This window comes from Serratia sp. MMO-28, assembly GCF_037199905.1.
Lineage (GTDB): Bacteria > Pseudomonadota > Gammaproteobacteria > Enterobacterales > Enterobacteriaceae > Chania > Chania oryzae.
Window position 1 is genome coordinate 1 of sequence record NZ_JBBCVB010000038.1, and the last position, 17359, is coordinate 17359.

Sequence of the window (17359 nt, forward strand, 5' to 3'; positions counted from 1 at the left end):
CCCACGGGCTTGGTGTCCCAGAGGGCGTACGTGCTGCCACGCCGGGTAAGAACACGGTACAACCTATCTTTTTACATCAACTACAAACATACAAGGGCCGGGGTGAGGGGCTTTAGTGCAGCAATATCCCCTTCTCCGCGCAAAACCGGCCAGCATTGCCAATCAGCGCACCGGAACCAGCAGTTCTGTCGCCACTACCACCACTATCAGCCCGACAATAACCGGCACAGAAGTCCGCTTCACTACCTCGAAGGGTGAGATCTTCGCCATCCCGGCAACCGCCACCACAACACCAGAAACCGGTGACATTGTTCGGCCCAGATTTGATGCCTGCAGCATCGGGATCACCAGATAAGCCGGGTTCACCCCCATCTGTGCAGCCAATTTAGGGATCAGTTCGACAAACGCATAGAAAGGCGCATTACCCGAACCTGTGGTCATCGCTGCCAGCATGGTGATCACCACCAGAACCAGCATCATGATAATGCCCCCCGTGCCGAACGACTGGGCCAGGCCGATCAATCCACTGATAAACCCAACGGTGCTTAACCCCTGCGCAAATACCCCTGCCGCCACCAACAGCATCACCACGCTGGCAAACGCATCCGCCATGCCACGGTAAGCCACTTCCAGGCCAGCAAATACGGTTTTGGCATTAAAACAGCGGATAAACTCGATCACCGCAGTCAATAACATGCAGATCACCAATATGGTAATAATATGCAGCTCAGGGCCCCATTTGCCGTCAAACACCAGCACCCCCAAGATCGGCGTAAACGGCAAAATAGCGTAGAAAGCCGGGGCATGGGTGGTGATTTCGCTCACATCAACAATATGATGCTGCTCATTGTTTTTCTTATCGAGATAGCGCTGCCAGAAGAAATGGGCAATCGCCATGCAGATAATGGCGGCGATCGAAATCGGCAACGTGGTTTTAAAGGCAAAATCCACCAGCGGCATTTCTGCCGCCTTGGCCGCCAGCACCACATCACCGGAGGTTGGCGAAAGGATAATCGCCGCCGGGGAAGCACAGATCGCCGCCGCCGCACCGCGGCTGATACCCACATTCACCATCAGCGGGAACAGCGTTGCCATCAACAGCACACCCAGCCCGGTAGCGGAAGACACCGCCAATGACATCAGGCAGGCAACAAAATAGGCGGCGATCATCAACAGATAAGGGGAGTTGATCATCTGCAGCGGGCGCGATGCCAGCTTCACCACTACGTCGTTGGCGCCAATGTGCGTCATGTAGGCGGCAAAACCACACAGCATCATGATCATCATGCCGAGATCGCCACCGCGGCTCATCAGCAGGATTTTCACATACTCGACAATGTCGGTTGCCCGCCAGCCGGTTGACGTGGCGCTGGCAGGCAAAACGCTTTTGCCCATCAATGCGCTGATCGTCAATAGCAGCAAGCCCCCAACCATCAGCACCCCAGTGGCCGAGTAACCTTTGATTATGTAACGGCCGACCCCCACCGCTACCAATGCACCAATCAGAAGCTCTAACATAATCCCTCGATTTAATTATTTTGTTTCTACTAAACACGCCATCACCACAGAATAGCGTCACACTCTGCCGAAGATCGGTACAGAATATTATGACACTCATCAAGGTTACGGGGGGAAACTATCAGGAAATAATGAAACTTCAGGCGAAAAAGGTCATTCAGGCTATCTGGATGCCGCGTAAAACCCTCATCCCAACGGAGAGGGTTAGCCTTAACTGACCAATATTAAGCCGACAAGCCGTCTTCTTAATTGCGTATCGCTAATGCCTTATCTTTGGCCAGGAAAAAGGGCCGAAGGTAAGCCACCGTATTGGATAGGGGAATCACATCATCACTTAGGCTGATATTCAGCACTTGCTGGATATATTCGCGCCGTTTGGCGATCCGCGCCCAAAGCTGCGGGTATTCCTGCCTGATGTTTGCCTGAAGTTCAGCGCTGGCCACCGCCACGCACTCTTCGGCACTGACACCGGTATACCCGGCTATAGACGGAATAATATCAATCTGGAGCATCATACCGCTGCTGATCTTTTCTTCCGATAACGGGTAGATGGGGGAAGACATCCACTCCTCATCTGCAACGAGGTGCCCTGGGTTCAAATGCCAGCCATACTCTTTCTTGGGTAATACCTGCTCGATCAGCGCATAAAGCTCGCCGCCTTTCATGCCGATACGGATACTTTCCAGCCAAACTGCAACCGCGTGGTAATAAGGTTTGGCAACTCTCGCCAGATAGTCAGATTGGTTAGCGGGTAACTCACTCTCATCGGCAATCACGAACCCGGTACGGCTTGATAACCCCCCTTTATAGGCAGTGGTCAACGACAGCGGATCCCCGCGCTGAATCACTTTGTGGGTTGGGTAAAAGTTAGCGTTCTCAAAACGCTGCCCTGTAGCGGCAATAGTGACTACCGTATTGTATTGCCCTTGCGCGGTGAGCCGCTGCCCGAGATCGGCTTCCTTGCGCCCAACGGCAACGCTATCCATGGCATCCATCATGCAGCTCGAAGAAAGGTTAGCACCGTACTCGTAGTGGGCGATTTCATTGGCATTATTCGTGGTTCTGGCACCATATGCTCCGCCAATAAACAGATGGGTGGCATTGACCAGCTCAGCTCTCGGAGCAAGGCTCCGCTTGATGGATTCAACAATAAAATACGGCAGATCAAAGAGCGTTTGTTGATTCCCCAAGGTGCCCGTGAACATTTTCCACCCCACCAAGCCGACCTTCTGCTTGCTGCCCAAACCTGCTGCGCTAAAAAGCTCATGCAGCGGTTTTTCATGCTCCATCGGCTGATTCGGTAAAGAAAAGTAGGGGCAGTGGAGCAGTTGAACGGGCAAACGCGAATGCCGCGCCATTTTCAGATTTTCATTACCGAGAATCACGGTGGCACTGCCATGGGCTTCCAGCAACAGCAGCCCTTCTTCAAAGCGCGGGACAAAACCGGTCAGGTATTCGAAGTTACTACCATGCTCTTTATCAGCATAAATAAGCAATGCATCAAAATGTTCTGCCCTCATCCGGGCAAGCACTTTGCCCAAACGCTCGGCCATCGTTTCCTTTGTCAGCGTGACCGGTGCCACCTGCGGAAAAGTGACTGGCGGGCTAACCGCAACGAGATCAACACGTTCTATATTCATTCAACATGCCCCTATGGATGGGTGGCCCCCCCACGTCACACGGGCCAGGCAAACGCCTGGCACATCGGCTATAGCTTATCGAGCAGTTTCTTCAGATCCTGCCCTTGATGCGAACTCTTATTCTTCTCTGCCCACTTATTCAGGGCTTCTTTCGCGCGATCCTGCAATGCATTACGCAGAAGCTGCTCAACCTGCAGTTGGTAGTTAAGCTGTTCCCACGGCCCATAAACCCGCAATGGAATCGGCGTTTTCCGCAACAGTGCAATCAGGGCATTGTCCCCCTGCCAGCCCCCGGTCACCAGCACGTTCAGCGTCATATCACACTGCTTGCCCGGCATATCCAGCGTCCCTCCGCCGGTCAGGCTAAGCAATGAGGAATCCGCCTTCAGATTGCTGAGAGTCACCGTGCCGTTACGCAGGCTGCCCTTGGCGCTGATCTGCTGCACCTCGGTATAACGCTGATAGTTATCCTGCCCGCGCACGCTGCTGTCATTACGGGCTACCGCCTGCTGAATGAGCTGCTGAATGTTCAAACCGTGCAACTGGGCATTTTTCATTGCCATTTCAGCCGTGCCTTGCCAACGGTGTTCGAGGGAGGCGGCAGTAAAGCGATCGCCCGTCAAATCGCCCTGCATGCTGAAGGTCCCCGTGAGTACCAATGGCATACCGAACGCCTTGAGCACATCGCCGAGCTCCACCTGCCGTAACCTGGGCTGTAACTTGATGACCGGTTTATTGCCACGGGCATCGAGCGAGCCTGGGAAAGCAAAATCACCGCCGGCCACGTTGCCAGACAGGCTTTTTACCGTCAGCAACCCCTGCTGGTTATCCGCCTGGGCCAGCAGTTGGCTGATGCTCAGCCCACGGTATACCACCTGTTCGGCCTTTAGGCTCAATTGAGCGTTAAAATCACGCAGTATCTGCAGATTCTGTTGCGGATCCTCTGCCTGGTTAGCTATTACCGGCGCAGAGGTAATCGACTGCGCAGTTTGTGCTTCATCGGCGGTTTTCTTCTGCCAGCCCGAAAGCGCGTCCAGATTGAGATGATTGGAGCTGAGATTCAGGGTATAGCTCGGCGTCGGGCCAAACTGCGCGCCGATCTCACCGGCCAGTTGACTATCGTTGGCACTGAGCACCAGTTGGCTGAGCGCAATTTGCTGCGGCGACTGCTGGTACACCACCTGCACGCTGCCTTCACCGGTGATCCCTGCTGCCGGAATATCTGCTCCTTCGAGCTGATAGTTGAACTGTGTGACTTTGGCGCTAACCTGGCGGGGGTACTGCTGCAGATCGAGATCGGCGGCCAGCGTGAATGCCAGATCGCGCTGATCGCGGTTCACCCGGCTGGAAAGCTCCATCTGTGCCTGGTGCAAACCGTTTTGTTGCAGGGTTAAATTGATATCGCGAACGTTAATTTGCTCGTTGTTGGCACGCTGCCAAATCAACAGGCTGTCCACCACCCGCAGGTTATCGATATCAAATTTCCACGCGGACGCGCTGGCGTCATCGGCCTGGTTGCCACCGGGCGCAATCGGTGCGCCTGGCTGGGCTTGTTCTTCACTCTCAGGGGTCAGGCGGATAACGGCATTTTTCAGCATCACCTGTTTGACATACAGTTGATGAGAAATCAGTGGCAAAAGTTTGACATCAAGCCGCATATTCTCGGCGCTGATCACCGGAGCCTTGGCCCCTGGGGCGGTCAGCGTCATACGCCCGGCCAGAATGCTGAGCTGCGGCCAGACGTGCCAGCGCAAATCGCCTTCCAGCGTCAGATGATAGCCACTACGCTGCTCAACCTTCTTGACCATATAGGCACGGAAATCATTCGGATTGACCAGCAGCACCAGCGCACTCATACCCGCCACCAGCACCACCAGCAAAATCACCAAAGCTGTCAGTAATCTTCTCATGCCATCCTCATTTATCAGCGCGCGACTGGCAAACATCCAGCGCTGTCAGTCTTTATCGATACGGCTGGCGACTGCCCCTTGCTGATCTTTATATTTCGCATCCTGGCGGCTGTTATAAGGGCGTGCTGCAGGCCCGGTCAGCAGTTCAAAACTCAGAGCACCGATCAGCATACCTGGGCGTAACGCCAACGGCAGCTTACCTGAATTATAGAACTCCAATACGATACGGCCGCGCCAGCCGGGATCAATACGATGCGCAGTGACGTGTACCATCAAGCCTAAACGCGCCAGAGAGGAACGGCCATCCAGCCAGCCCACCAGATCGTTGGGCAGCGTCACCGACTCCAGCGTCACCGCCAGCGCCAGTTCACCCGGATGCAGGAAGAAGGCTTCCCCTTCCGGCAGCACAATCTCGTCGCTCATTACGCGGTCAAGCGCAGCGCCTACTTCATCTTTTGGCCCGCTGAGATCGATAAATGCGGCAGTATGGCCACGGAACACACGAAACTGATTGCCCAGGCGGACGTCCACCGTGGCCCCGTTAATCCGCTCAATCGGCGGACGAGGCGAAATAGCCAGTTTTTCGCTATCCAGCCAGGCTTCTATATCGCGGTCACACAGTCTCATTCGTTATCTCCATTCCATCAAGGCGTACAAATTGATACAAAAATTGCCACATAACGGCCCATAGGTCTATGTCAGGGCGCAAATAGTTCGCCAAAGGCCGGAAAAACACGCTTTCCCAGCCCTTGAAGGGGGTTATTCAAAGAATTGGCTGATTTTGGCTTTCAGAATATCGATCGCAATACGGTTTTTGCCACCGCGCGGCACGATGATATCGGCATACTGCTTGGAAGGCTCAATGAACTGCAGGAACATAGGACGAACGGTTTTCTGGTATTGCGCCATCACCGAATCCATCGAACGGCCACGCTCATTCACGTCGCGCTTCATGCGGCGCATCAGGCAAATATCCAATGGCGTGTCGACAAAGATCGAGAAATTCATCGCCTGGCGCAGGCGAATGTCCGTGAGCAACAGGATACCTTCCAGAATGATGACTTTCTTCGGCTGCAGAAGCACCGTCTCTTTCTTGCGCGTATGTTCGGTGTAGCTATACAGCGGCAGTTCAATCGCCTGACCGGCTTTCAGCATTTGCAGGTGCTGGAACAGCAGATCGTGATCCATGGAGTTCGGGTGGTCATAGTTGGTTTTGACCCGTTCTTCCATGGTCAAATGAGCCTGGTCTTTATAGTAACTGTCTTCCGGGATCACACCGATATGTTCATCACCCACCTGATCGCGGAGTTCACGATACAAGGTACTGGCGATAAGGCTTTTTCCGGAGGCAGATGCGCCAGCAATACCAATAATGACGCACTGATGCGGCTTGTCAGTCATAAAATTAAAGACCTGATTTTATAGTGAGGAAAGGGGGAACTGAAACCCGATGATTATAGGGAGTTAACCGGCACGGCGCCAGCGTTTATCCCTTGAGATACCGCGCGGCGTTTTAAGAACAATTACGCTACTGCAAATCCTGCGCTCAGAGTACAATCGCCACATTATTGTCCCGTTCACCTTCAGCGAGCGTCAAGACCGTGAAACAACCCTCTTTATCTTCCGCCATGGAGTGCAGCCTTACATGAACTGGCATTTCCTGACCTTCTTCGGTGACAGCATGCTGTTGCTACCCTGCGCAGCCATTATCTTCATTATTCTGATGTTCTCACCGGCCAGCAGAAAACCGACCTGGGAATGGACACTGCTGTTCGGCGGCGTTGGAGCGGTGGTGTGTGCCTCAAAATTGGCATTTATGGGCTGGGGTATCGGCAGCCGCGAGTTTGATTTCACCGGCTTCAGCGGCCACTCGGCGCTGTCTGCCAGCATCTGGCCAGTGATGCTGTGGTTGCTCAGCGGGCGTTTTTCACCGGCAGTGCGGCGCATAGCCGTGATTGTGGGATATTTGCTGGCGATCGCTGTGGGGTATTCACGCTTGGCGATCCACGTCCATTCCACCTCAGAAGTAATCACCGGCCTGCTCCTGGGCCTGGTCGTCAGCAGCACATTCCTGCTGCTGCAGCGCGGCACCCCGCCGCCTCGGCTTTCTTACCGCAAGATTGCCGCTACGCTGGTTCTGCCGCTCATCCTGATCAACTCCGGTAGTGCAGCGCCAACCCAGGGGTTACTTGAGCGGATTGCCGTCACGATCGCCCCGGTGCATAAACCTTTCGTGCGCGCAGATCTGCACAAAGAACCGACGCCCGCAGCCAGCACTCATCACCATTAAAAAACCCGGCCTGGTGCCGGGTTGTCAGTTAAGCGCAAGGCTGCACAATCATACGGCCCTTGCTAAAGGAGTCGCCCCCTCTCCCCGTGGGAGAGGGCCGGGGTGAGGGGCTTGTAGTGCGGTGTTCATCCCCTCTCCCCAAGGGAGAGGGAACTGGTTACATTACGGGCTGCCATTAGCAAAGACTTGGTGTTACAGCGCGCGGAAGAAAATCTCGGTCGGGATCGCTTCCCCTTGCCAGTACATCTGTGCCGCAACGCGCCCCGCCAGTTGGCGATACATCTCGGCAAACTCGCTGTCAGGGCGGCTGATAACCGTTGGCTGACCGCGATCCAAATCCTCACGCAGCGAGATATGCAGCGGCATCTGCCCCAGCAGGCGGCTGTTGTATTTCTTCACCAGCTTCTCTGCACCACCGGTGCCGAAAATAGGTTCATGATGGCCGCAGTTGCTGCAGATATGCATGCTCATGTTCTCGACAATGCCCAGCACCGGCACATGCACTTTCTCAAACATCACAATACCCTTGGCTGCATCTAGTAAGGCGATATCCTGCGGCGTGGTCACCACCAACGCGCCGGTCACCGGGATATTCTGCGACAGCGTCAACTGAATATCGCCAGTACCTGGCGGCATATCCAACACCAGATAATCCAGATCCGGCCAAATCGTATCCTGCAGCAGTTGCAGCAGCGCCTTGCTGGCCATCGGGCCGCGCCAGACCATGGCGTTATCGTCAGTGACCAGATAGCCGATGGAATTGGTTGCCAGCCCGTGCGCCATGATTGGTGCCATGTGCTGGCCATCTGGCGACGTTGGCCGCTCATGTTCGGTGCCCAGCATATTCGGGATCGACGGGCCATAGATGTCGGCATCGAGGATCCCCACCTTGGCCCCTTCGGCGGCCAGCGCCAGCGCCAGGTTGACGGCGGTGCTGGATTTACCCACCCCGCCCTTGCCGGAACTGACGGCAATAATATTACGCACGCCCTTCACACCAGCCTGATCGTTAGCCCGCTTCAGGGTGGCGATATCCTGTTTCAGTTTCCAGTCAATAGATTTTGCGCCCGTTACGCGCAGCAACTCATCACTGACCGTCGCTTTAAGCGTGGCAAAACCGCTGCGCCAGGCGAATGGCATAATCAGTTCAATATGCAGAACCTGATCCAGCATTGCACAGTGATGGATCGCTTTCAGCGCGGTCAGGTTATTTTTTAACGTCGGGTGTTCAAAGGCGGCCAATACACCGGTCACCAGGGCACGCAGAACTTCAGGGTTGGTCTGCTCGGGGGATTTTGCGTTCATCCCGGCTCCTTGATTTTTTAAATGAATAGCATCCTCACAAGCATATCAGAACTGTGAGGTAACTCGCGCGTATAACCCGAAAGAAACCGCTCTGGCAGCCAAGAGCGCGATCGGTTAACATCAAAGCCCCTTTTTATTCATTACAGAAAGCAACTTCTCACTATGGCTCAAGTCGCGAAAAAATTATTGGTGACGTGCGCGCTACCGTACGCAAATGGTTCCATCCATCTCGGCCACATGCTCGAGCACATCCAGGCAGATATCTGGGTTCGTTACCAACGAATGCGCGGCCACGAGGTTCATTTCATCTGTGCGGACGACGCACACGGCACGCCGATCATGCTGAAAGCGCAGCAGATGGGCATTCAGCCAGAAGAAATGATCGCGGCAATGAGCCACGAGCACCAACAGGATTTCGCCGGCTTTGGTATCAGCTATGACAACTATCATTCAACCCATAGCGAAGAAAACCGCGAACTGGCGAGCCTGATCTACAGCCGTCTGAAAGAGAACGGCTTTATCAAGAAACGCACTATTTCTCAGCTTTACGATCCTGAGAAAGGCATGTTCCTGCCCGATCGCTTTGTGAAAGGCACCTGTCCGAAGTGTAAAGCCCCGGACCAGTATGGCGATAACTGCGAAGTGTGCGGCGCCACCTACAGCCCGACCGAACTTATCGAACCGAAATCCGTCGTCTCTGGCGCAACGCCGGTGATGCGCGACTCCGAACATTTCTTCTTTGATCTGCCCGCGTTCAGCGACATGCTGCAAGCCTGGACCCGTTCCGGCGCGTTACAGGAGCAGGTTGCGAACAAGATGCAGGAATGGTTCGAATCCGGCCTGCAACAGTGGGATATCTCCCGCGATGCGCCGTATTTTGGCTTTGAAATTCCGGATGCTGCCGGTAAATACTTCTACGTCTGGCTGGATGCGCCGATCGGCTATATGGGATCGTTCAAAAACCTGTGCGACAAGCGTGGCGATCTGGACTTCGATGAGTTCTGGCGCAAAGATTCTACTACCGAGCTGTATCATTTTATCGGTAAAGACATCGTTTATTTCCACAGCCTGTTCTGGCCAGCGATGCTGGAAGGCAGCAACTTCCGTAAGCCCACCAACCTGTTTGTGCACGGTTATGTGACGGTGAACGGCGCGAAGATGTCCAAATCGCGTGGCACCTTCATCAAAGCGGGCACCTACCTGCAGCATCTGGATGCCGACTGCCTGCGTTACTACTATGCCGCCAAGCTTTCCTCACGCATTGATGATATCGACCTGAATCTGGAAGATTTCGTGCAGCGTGTGAATGCCGATATTGTCAATAAAGTGGTCAACCTGGCTTCGCGTAACGCCGGTTTTATCAACAAGCGTTTTGGCGGGCAACTGGCTGACACATTGGCCGATCCGGCCCTGTATCAAACCTTTGTCGACGCCGCAGCCAGCATTGAAGAAGCCTACGCCAGCCGCGAAACCAGCCGGGCGATCCGCGAGATCATGGCGCTGGCCGACTTGGCTAACCGTTATGTGGACGAGCAGGCGCCGTGGGTTGTGGCGAAGCAAGAAGGCCGTGACGCCGATCTGCAAGCGATCTGCTCTATGGGCATCAACCTGTTCCGCATCCTGATGACCTACCTGAAGCCAGTATTGCCTGCGCTGACTGAGCGCACCGAGGCTTTCCTTAACTGTGAGCTGACTTGGGATACTATCGCGCAACCGTTGCTGGGCCATCAGGTGAACACCTTCAAAGCGCTGTTCAACCGCATCGTTCTCGACAAAGTGAATGAAATGGTGGATTCATCGAAAGAAGACATGGCCACCGCGAAAGCCGTGACAGGCCCGCTGGCGGACGCTCCGATCCAGGAAGCTATTACTTTTGACGATTTCGCCAAGGTCGACATGCGCATTGCGCTGATCAAGAGCGCCGAGTTTGTGGAAGGCTCCGATAAGCTGCTGAAGCTGCAGTTGGATCTGGGCGGCGAATCGCGCCAGATTTTCTCCGGTATCCGTTCAGCCTATCCGGACCCGAAACTGTTGGAAGGCCGTTTGACCATTATGGTCGCCAACCTGGCACCGCGTAAAATGCGCTTCGGCATCTCCGAAGGCATGGTGATGGCCGCAGGCCCGGGTGGGAAAGAAATCTTCCTGCTGAGCCCGGATAGCGGTGCACAGCCAGGTATGCAGGTGAAGTAAAGCCTCCGTGCAAGTCCCCTCACCCTAGCCCTCTCCCCCAGGGAGAGGGGACTGTTCAGTGACAATCTCTGCAATCACACCCACACTTGGCGGCTGTGATCATGCAACCCCAAACGCCCCACCTACCGTCCTTTCACCCTCTCTCGGGGAGAGGAGACTGTTCAGTGTCAATCTCTGCAATACATCCCCACACTTGGCGGCTGTGATCATGCAGCCCCAAACGCCCCACCTAACGTCCTTTCACCCTCTCTCGGGGAGAGGAGACTGTTCAGTGTCAATCTCTGCAATCACACCCACACTTGGCGGCTGTGATCATGCAACCCCAAACGCCCTACTTAACGTCCTTTCACCCTCCCTCGGGGAGAGAAGACTGTTCAGTGTCAATCTCTGCAATACATCCCCACACTTGGCGGCTGTGATATGCAGCCCCAAACGCCCTACCTAACGTCCTTTTCCCCCTCTCCCTCGGGGAGAGGGTTGGGGTGAGGGGTGGCTCTGCAAATGCTGCAAAATAATCTGCGCAACCCCCTCCCAATTTTGGAAAATTTCATCGTTCCAAAACCGAATCACCGTAAATCCCTGTTGCTCAAGGAAACGGGTCCGCTGCCGATCGTAGACAACCTGCTCCATATGCTGCCCTCCATCCAGCTCAATAATCAACCGGGCTTGCCAACAGAGAAAATCTGCAAAATAAGGCCCGATAGGGCATTGTCGGCGAAATTTAAACCCCGTGAACCGACGATCGCGCAGCTGCAGCCACAGCGCTTTTTCTGCCTCTGTCATACAGGATCTTAAACGACGAGCGGTGCTTAAAACGGTGACTGCCTTCATGACCACCTCCGCAACACAGCCTATCGCCTCCCTTTCGCTTTTGCCCCCTGTTCAAGCACACATTGCGCTCCCGATTCCAAAAAAGTCGTCAACCCATCATGACTTGCCGGGGCGCATTATGACGGGCGACGAATATCGCCCTTTTTTTTAAACAATTTTTCAGTTCTCCTCTTCTCAGGGCGGCAAAATCAGTTAATGTATCAAGACTGTATGCATTAACAGGGTAGGTTATGAAGGGATTCCCCCCGCTGATCAACACGTTGCTGGCAAGCTCGTTGATATTGACTATTGGTCGCGGTGTCACGCTGCCCTTTATCACTATCTACCTTACCGAGCACTTCCACCTGCTGCCGAAGAGCGTAGGGGTTATCCTCGGTATCAGCCTGACGATCGGCATCGTCAGCAGTTTTTATGGCGGCTATCTGGTCGATCGTTTTAATAAAAACCACCTTATTCTGCTGGCCATCCTGCTGTTTTCCCTGAGCTTCTTCGCCATTCCCTGGGTTCCAGGCTCCGGTGGTATCATCGCCGTATTAGCCATTCTGCATACGGCCTATGCGGTACTTGGCATCGCTATCAAAGCCTGCTTTGCTCACTGGCTGCCAGTCACTAAGCGCATCAAAGCCTTCTCGATGAATTACACGCTGGTTAACGTAGGTTGGGCCGTCGGCTCATCACTGGGTGTTATGGTTGCCGGTTACAGCCCGCTACTGCCGTTCTACCTCTCCGGTGCGCTGGCGCTATTCACCGTCGTGGCACTGAGTTTGCGGATGCGCCACCAGCCTCCCCCACCACTGGCAGAGCCCCATGCCGCGCCGGTTGCCGTGCCGAATTTCCGCCAGACGCTAAGCATTCTGCGCAGCGATCGGCGGCTGATCTATTTCACCATCGGCAGTGCGCTGGGTGCCGTTGTTTTCGGCCAGTTCACTGGCTATTTATCTCAGTACCTGATCACCACCGCCAACGCCGAATTCGCCTATCAAGTCATCGGCGTAGTGATGATCGTCAATGCCTGCATCGTGATCGCACTGCAATATCTGTTCAGTAAGGGCATGCGCCAGGACAACATGCTGCGCTGGCTGGCACTGGGGACCCTGTTCTTTGTTCTGGGGCTGATCGGCTTTTTGCTGGCCGGGCAATCGTTGTGGTTATGGGCGGTGGCGATGGCGATCTTCACCCTTGGGGAGATCATCGTTATCCCGGTTGAATATCTATTTATCGACTTCATCGCCCCTGCACACCTGAAAGGCAGCTATTACGGAGTACAAAGCCTCAGCAATCTGGGCGGTGCGATCAACCCGATAATGTGTGGCTTCCTGCTAAGCTATACGCCACCGCCGGTGATGTTCCTGGTGTTAATTGCGGCGGCGCTGTTCAGTCTGCTGTTCTTCTTTTTGGGCCACCGGTTAGCGGAACAACAGCGAACACTTATCCCTCTCAATAACCTGGAATAAGCACAGCGGCTACACTTAAACGGGCCGGGATCCTGCCGAAGTGACACATTCTTCATAACGCGCCCTCATGATGCATTTTGTGGTTTAGCTCACAATTTAATTGTATGATGAATGCGTCAGATTAAATGGGAAGGGGTTATGGGTAACGTATTCATACAGTGCTGGAAATATGCCAGGGCCATCGTGCTGATTTATCTCAGCCTATTTGCCGGAAACGCCGTTGCGGCGCTATTACCCATTGCCATCCCCGGCAGCATCATTGGTATGCTGATCCTGTTTGCCCTGCTCTCTTCACAAATCTTGCCCGCTAAATGGGTCAAGCCCGGCTGCCAACTGCTTACCCGCTACATGGTGTTGCTGTTCGTGCCGATCGGCATCGGCGTGATGCAGTATTACGACCAGATTATCGACGATCTCGGCCCGTTAGTGGTGTCATGCCTGCTCAGCACCTTGCTGGTGTTTGTGGTGGTCGGTTATACCTCTCACTTTTTCCACCGCGAACGCCCTGCTCTCGGCAACGGCAAGAACGCGGAGAACAAGAAATGAGCCATGATATCTGGTGGTCTTTACCGCTGACGCTGCTGGTGTTCTTCGGCGCCCGCAAGTTGTCACAATGGCTTAAGATGCCGCTGCTGAACCCACTGCTGGTTTCCATGGCAGTGATCATTCCTCTGCTGTTGCTGACGAAGATGCCCTACGAACGCTATTTTCAGGGCAGTAAAGTCCTCAATGATCTTCTGCAACCGGCGGTGGTAGCGCTCGCTTTTCCGCTTTACGAGCAACTCCATCAGATCCGCGCCCGTTGGAAGTCCATCATTATCGTGTGCTTTATTGGCAGTATGACCGCAATGATCAGCGGCGGCGCTATTGCGTTATTAATGGGGGCCAAGCCGGATATCGCGGCCTCTATCATGCCCAAATCAGTGACGACGCCGATCGCCATGGCTGTCGCAGAATCGCTTGGCGGCATTCCCGCCATCAGCGCGGTCTGCGTGATTATCGTGGGTATTTTGGGGGCGGTTTTCGGCCATTCATTGCTTAATCTGCTGAAAATCACCACCAAATCCTCACGCGGTTTAGCCATGGGCACCGCCTCACACGCGCTGGGCACCGCGCGCAGCGCAGAAATAGATTATCAGGAAGGCGCGTTCAGCTCATTGGCACTGGTGATCTGCGGCATCATCACGTCTCTGATTGCACCGTTCCTGTTCCCAATATTGCTGCATTTGTTCGGGTAATCGTAAAAACTTGCGATGAGTCTCGTAAACCTCGTTTTAATTGCACTTATTTCATCAATAAAAAGACATTAATCACACTTTATTGTGAGAAGGTTACCTAGACTATTTTACCCAGCAGCATTCGATATGCAGATAGGCCATCACTGAACGACAAATTAAACAGCCGCCCTGCATCTTGATGAATGATGGGTCTATCCCGTTAACCTGTAGAGAGACTTTCTATGCACCCGCGTTTTCATACTGTTTACAGCGAACTGCCCGCAGCACTGCAATCCGCCCTGCGGCCTTACCTTGATACGCCTGATTTCCCTGCTATGTTCCAGGCCGATCAGGTAGCGGCGATCAAGCAACACTGCGGGCTGGATGATGATGCTCTGGCATTTGCTCTGCTGCCATTGGCTGCCACCTACTCGTTAGCCACCATCTCTCATTTTCACGTAGGGGCTGTGGCACGCGGCGTCAGTGGCAACCTGTATTTGGGTGCCAATATGGAGTTCGGCGGTGCGCCGCTGCAGCAAACCGTGCATGCAGAACAGTCGGTGATCACTCACGCCTGGCTGCGGGGTGAAACCGGGCTGGTTTCCATTACCGTTAACTACACCCCTTGCGGCCATTGCCGCCAATTTATGAATGAGCTCAACAGCGGCACCGATCTGCAAATCCAGCAGCCTGGGCGCGCAGTGGCCACTCTGGGGGATTACCTGCCGTATGCCTTTGGCCCGCAGGACCTTGAGATCAATGAACGCTTGATGAGCCCGATCGATCATGGCTTCCAACTGACGCTGGATGATGAACTGGCAAAAGCCGCGCTGGCGGCGGCCAACCGCAGCCATGCGCCTTACAGCAACGCCCACAGCGGCGTGGCGCTGGAAGCCGAAGATGGTACCGTATATGCGGGCCGTTATGCGGAAAACGCTGCCTTCAACCCCAGCCTGCCACCGCTGCAGGCCGCGCTGGTGTTGATGAATCTTTCCGGTGGCGACTGCCAGAAAATCCGCCGCGCGCTGTTGGCAGAAGCGCAGAGCGCTATTTTGACGCAGTGGGATGCCACTCAGGCCACGTTGGCCGCGCTAGGCTGCCAGAATGTCAGTCGGGTTACTTTCTGAACCCTTGGCGGAGCCGATGAGTTCCGCCCTCCTTTCGTTAAAAACCGTTTAACCGCCGATAATTGCATCAATTTACGTCATAAACTCATAACAATTGCTGTACATATTCTGCCGATCTTTTAGGATCTACGGCTATTACGGCTATCTGATACGTTTAAGAGCAAAACTGATGGAACTTGAATACGAAAGCAAACGCCCTCTCTACATCCCTTACGCTGGCCCTATCCTGTTGGAATTCCCGTTACTCAATAAAGGCAGCGCCTTTACCGAAGAGGAACGCAGCCACTTTAACCTGCACGGTCTGCTGCCAGAAGCGGTGGAAACCATTGAAGAACAGGTTGAACGCGCTTATCGTCAGTACCAGGATTTTCAGAACGATAACGACAAACACATCTACCTGCGCAATATTCAGGACACCAACGAAACCCTGTTCTATCGCCTGTTGGAAGCGCACCTGAGTGAAATGATGCCGATCATCTACACGCCAACGGTGGGCGCAGCCTGTGAGCACTTCTCGGATATCTATCGCCGTGCCCGTGGCCTGTTTATCTCCTACCCGAACCGCGATCGCATTGATGATATGCTGCAAAACGCCACCAAACAGAACGTGAAAGTGATTGTGGTGACCGACGGCGAGCGTATCCTTGGCCTGGGCGATCAGGGGATCGGCGGTATGGGTATTCCGATCGGTAAACTCTCGCTTTACACCGCCTGCGGGGGCATCAGCCCGGCGTACACGCTGCCGGTGGTGCTGGATGTCGGCACCAATAATCCGCAGCGTCTGAACGATCCGCTGTATATGGGCTGGCGTCACCCGCGCATTTCCGGCGACGAATACCATGCGTTTGTCGAAGAGTTCATTCAGGCGGTTAAACGCCGCTGGCCAAACGTCTTGCTGCAGTTCGAGGATTTCGCCCAGAACAACGCCACTCCGCTGCTCAACCGCTATCGTGATGAGATCTGCTGCTTCAACGACGACATTCAGGGCACCGCCGCCGTCACGCTCGGCAGCCTGATTGCCGCCAGCCGCGCCGCCGGCAGCCAACTGCGCGATCAAACCGTGGCCTTCCTCGGCGCTGGCTCCGCCGGTTGCGGTATTGCCGAACAGATCATCGCCCAGATGAAGTCTGAAGGCTTGAGCGAAGAAGAAGCGCGGGCGCGGGTATTTATGGTCGATCGTTTCGGCCTGCTCACCGATAAGCTGCCAAACCTGCTCGACTTCCAGAGCAAGCTGGTGCAAAAAAGCGAAAACCTGGCCGCTTGGCAAGTGGAAAGCGATGCCATCTCCCTGCTGGAAGTGGTACGCAACGCCAAACCGACCATCCTGATCGGCGTTTCCGGCCAGCCGGGGCTGTTCACCGAAGAACTGATCCGTGAAATGCATAAGCACTGCCCGCGCCCGATCGTCATGCCGCTGTCCAACCCCACCTCCCGCGTGGAAGCACGGCCGGAAGACATCATCAATTGGACCGAAGGTGCTGCGCTAGTGGCCACCGGCAGCCCGTTCACGCCGGTTATCTACAAAGAGCAGGTATTCCCGATTGCCCAGTGCAACAACTCCTACATTTTCCCTGGCATTGGCCTGGGCGTTCTGGCCGCTGGCGCAACGCGCGTGACCGACGCAATGCTGATGGCCGCCAGCCGTGCGCTGGCCGACTGCTCGCCGCTGGCTACCGATGGCCACGGCGCGCTGCTGCCCAATATCGATGATATTCAGGGTGTATCCAAGTGCATCGCCATGGAAGTGGGTAAAGCCGCGCAGTTGCAAGGGGTGGCGGTAGTGACTTCGGAAGAGGCGCTGTCAAAAGCCATTGAGCACAACTTCTGGCGCCCGCAGTACCGCAGCTACAAACGCACATCGTTCTAAGCGTTAAAGA

Annotated in this window: 14 protein-coding genes; 7 read left to right on the forward strand and 7 right to left on the reverse strand. The window is 54.7% G+C overall.

What is annotated here, in order from left to right; all coding sequences use genetic code 11:
* Nucleotides 1-162 precede the first annotated feature (162 nt).
* The 5 genes from dcuC to udk form a co-directional block, all read right to left on the reverse strand.
* Nucleotides 163-1518: an anaerobic C4-dicarboxylate transporter DcuC gene (gene dcuC / locus WG891_RS23800; protein WP_337264758.1), complete on the reverse strand. Its 1356-nt coding sequence runs from the start codon at nt 1516-1518 to the stop codon at nt 163-165.
* A gap of 245 nt (nt 1519-1763) precedes the next feature.
* Nucleotides 1764-3158 (reverse strand): aminopeptidase P family protein, encoded by a 1395-nt coding sequence (locus WG891_RS23805; RefSeq protein ID WP_337264759.1) that lies wholly within the window; start codon nt 3156-3158, stop codon nt 1764-1766.
* A gap of 68 nt (nt 3159-3226) precedes the next feature.
* A complete protein-coding gene (gene asmA / locus WG891_RS23810) occupies nt 3227-5068 on the reverse strand; it encodes an outer membrane assembly protein AsmA (RefSeq protein ID WP_337264760.1) in 1842 nt (613 codons plus the stop codon).
* A 45-nt stretch (nt 5069-5113) separates the two neighbouring features.
* Nucleotides 5114-5695 carry a dCTP deaminase gene (dcd, locus tag WG891_RS23815; RefSeq protein WP_076941214.1) on the reverse strand — a complete coding sequence of 194 codons (582 nt, stop codon included), beginning with the start codon at nt 5693-5695 and terminating at the stop codon, nt 5114-5116.
* A gap of 132 nt (nt 5696-5827) precedes the next feature.
* Nucleotides 5828-6469: a uridine kinase gene (gene udk / locus WG891_RS23820; RefSeq protein WP_076941213.1), complete on the reverse strand. Its 642-nt coding sequence runs from the start codon at nt 6467-6469 to the stop codon at nt 5828-5830.
* A 244-nt stretch (nt 6470-6713) separates the two neighbouring features.
* On the opposite strand from udk, the gene WG891_RS23825 reads away from it, so the two are divergent.
* The gene (locus WG891_RS23825) at nt 6714-7358 is read left to right on the forward strand and encodes a phosphatase PAP2 family protein (RefSeq protein WP_337264761.1); all 645 of its coding nucleotides are present in this window, start codon (nt 6714-6716) and stop codon (nt 7356-7358) included.
* Between the two features lie 192 nt (nt 7359-7550).
* Here WG891_RS23825 and apbC read toward each other — a convergent pair whose 3' ends face one another.
* Nucleotides 7551-8663 (reverse strand): iron-sulfur cluster carrier protein ApbC, encoded by a 1113-nt coding sequence (apbC, locus tag WG891_RS23830; protein WP_076941212.1) that lies wholly within the window; start codon nt 8661-8663, stop codon nt 7551-7553.
* A gap of 162 nt (nt 8664-8825) precedes the next feature.
* Between apbC and metG the strand changes: the two genes are divergently transcribed.
* The gene (gene metG / locus WG891_RS23835) at nt 8826-10853 is read left to right on the forward strand and encodes a methionine--tRNA ligase (RefSeq protein WP_337264762.1); all 2028 of its coding nucleotides are present in this window, start codon (nt 8826-8828) and stop codon (nt 10851-10853) included.
* Nucleotides 10854-11294: 441 nt separating this feature from the next.
* On the opposite strand, the gene WG891_RS23840 is transcribed toward metG, so the two are convergent.
* Nucleotides 11295-11684 carry an endonuclease domain-containing protein gene (locus tag WG891_RS23840; RefSeq protein ID WP_337264763.1) on the reverse strand — a complete coding sequence of 130 codons (390 nt, stop codon included), beginning with the start codon at nt 11682-11684 and terminating at the stop codon, nt 11295-11297.
* Nucleotides 11685-11914: 230 nt separating this feature from the next.
* On the opposite strand from WG891_RS23840, the gene WG891_RS23845 reads away from it, so the two are divergent.
* From WG891_RS23845 to WG891_RS23865, 5 genes are all read left to right on the forward strand, one after another.
* Nucleotides 11915-13138, forward strand: a complete 1224-nt coding sequence (locus WG891_RS23845) for an MFS transporter (protein ID WP_337264764.1) — start codon at nt 11915-11917, stop codon at nt 13136-13138.
* A 138-nt stretch (nt 13139-13276) separates the two neighbouring features.
* Nucleotides 13277-13684, forward strand: coding sequence for a CidA/LrgA family protein (locus tag WG891_RS23850; RefSeq protein ID WP_337264765.1), 408 nt, complete (start codon nt 13277-13279; stop codon nt 13682-13684).
* The gene (locus WG891_RS23855) at nt 13681-14376 is read left to right on the forward strand and encodes a CidB/LrgB family autolysis modulator (RefSeq protein WP_337264766.1); all 696 of its coding nucleotides are present in this window, start codon (nt 13681-13683) and stop codon (nt 14374-14376) included. Before WG891_RS23850 ends, WG891_RS23855 begins: the two co-directional genes overlap by 4 nt.
* 221 nt (nt 14377-14597) lie before the next feature.
* Nucleotides 14598-15482: a cytidine deaminase gene (cdd, locus tag WG891_RS23860; RefSeq protein ID WP_337264767.1), complete on the forward strand. Its 885-nt coding sequence runs from the start codon at nt 14598-14600 to the stop codon at nt 15480-15482.
* Between the two features lie 169 nt (nt 15483-15651).
* The gene (locus WG891_RS23865; RefSeq protein WP_337264768.1) at nt 15652-17349 is read left to right on the forward strand and encodes an NAD-dependent malic enzyme; all 1698 of its coding nucleotides are present in this window, start codon (nt 15652-15654) and stop codon (nt 17347-17349) included.
* Nucleotides 17350-17359 lie beyond the last annotated feature (10 nt).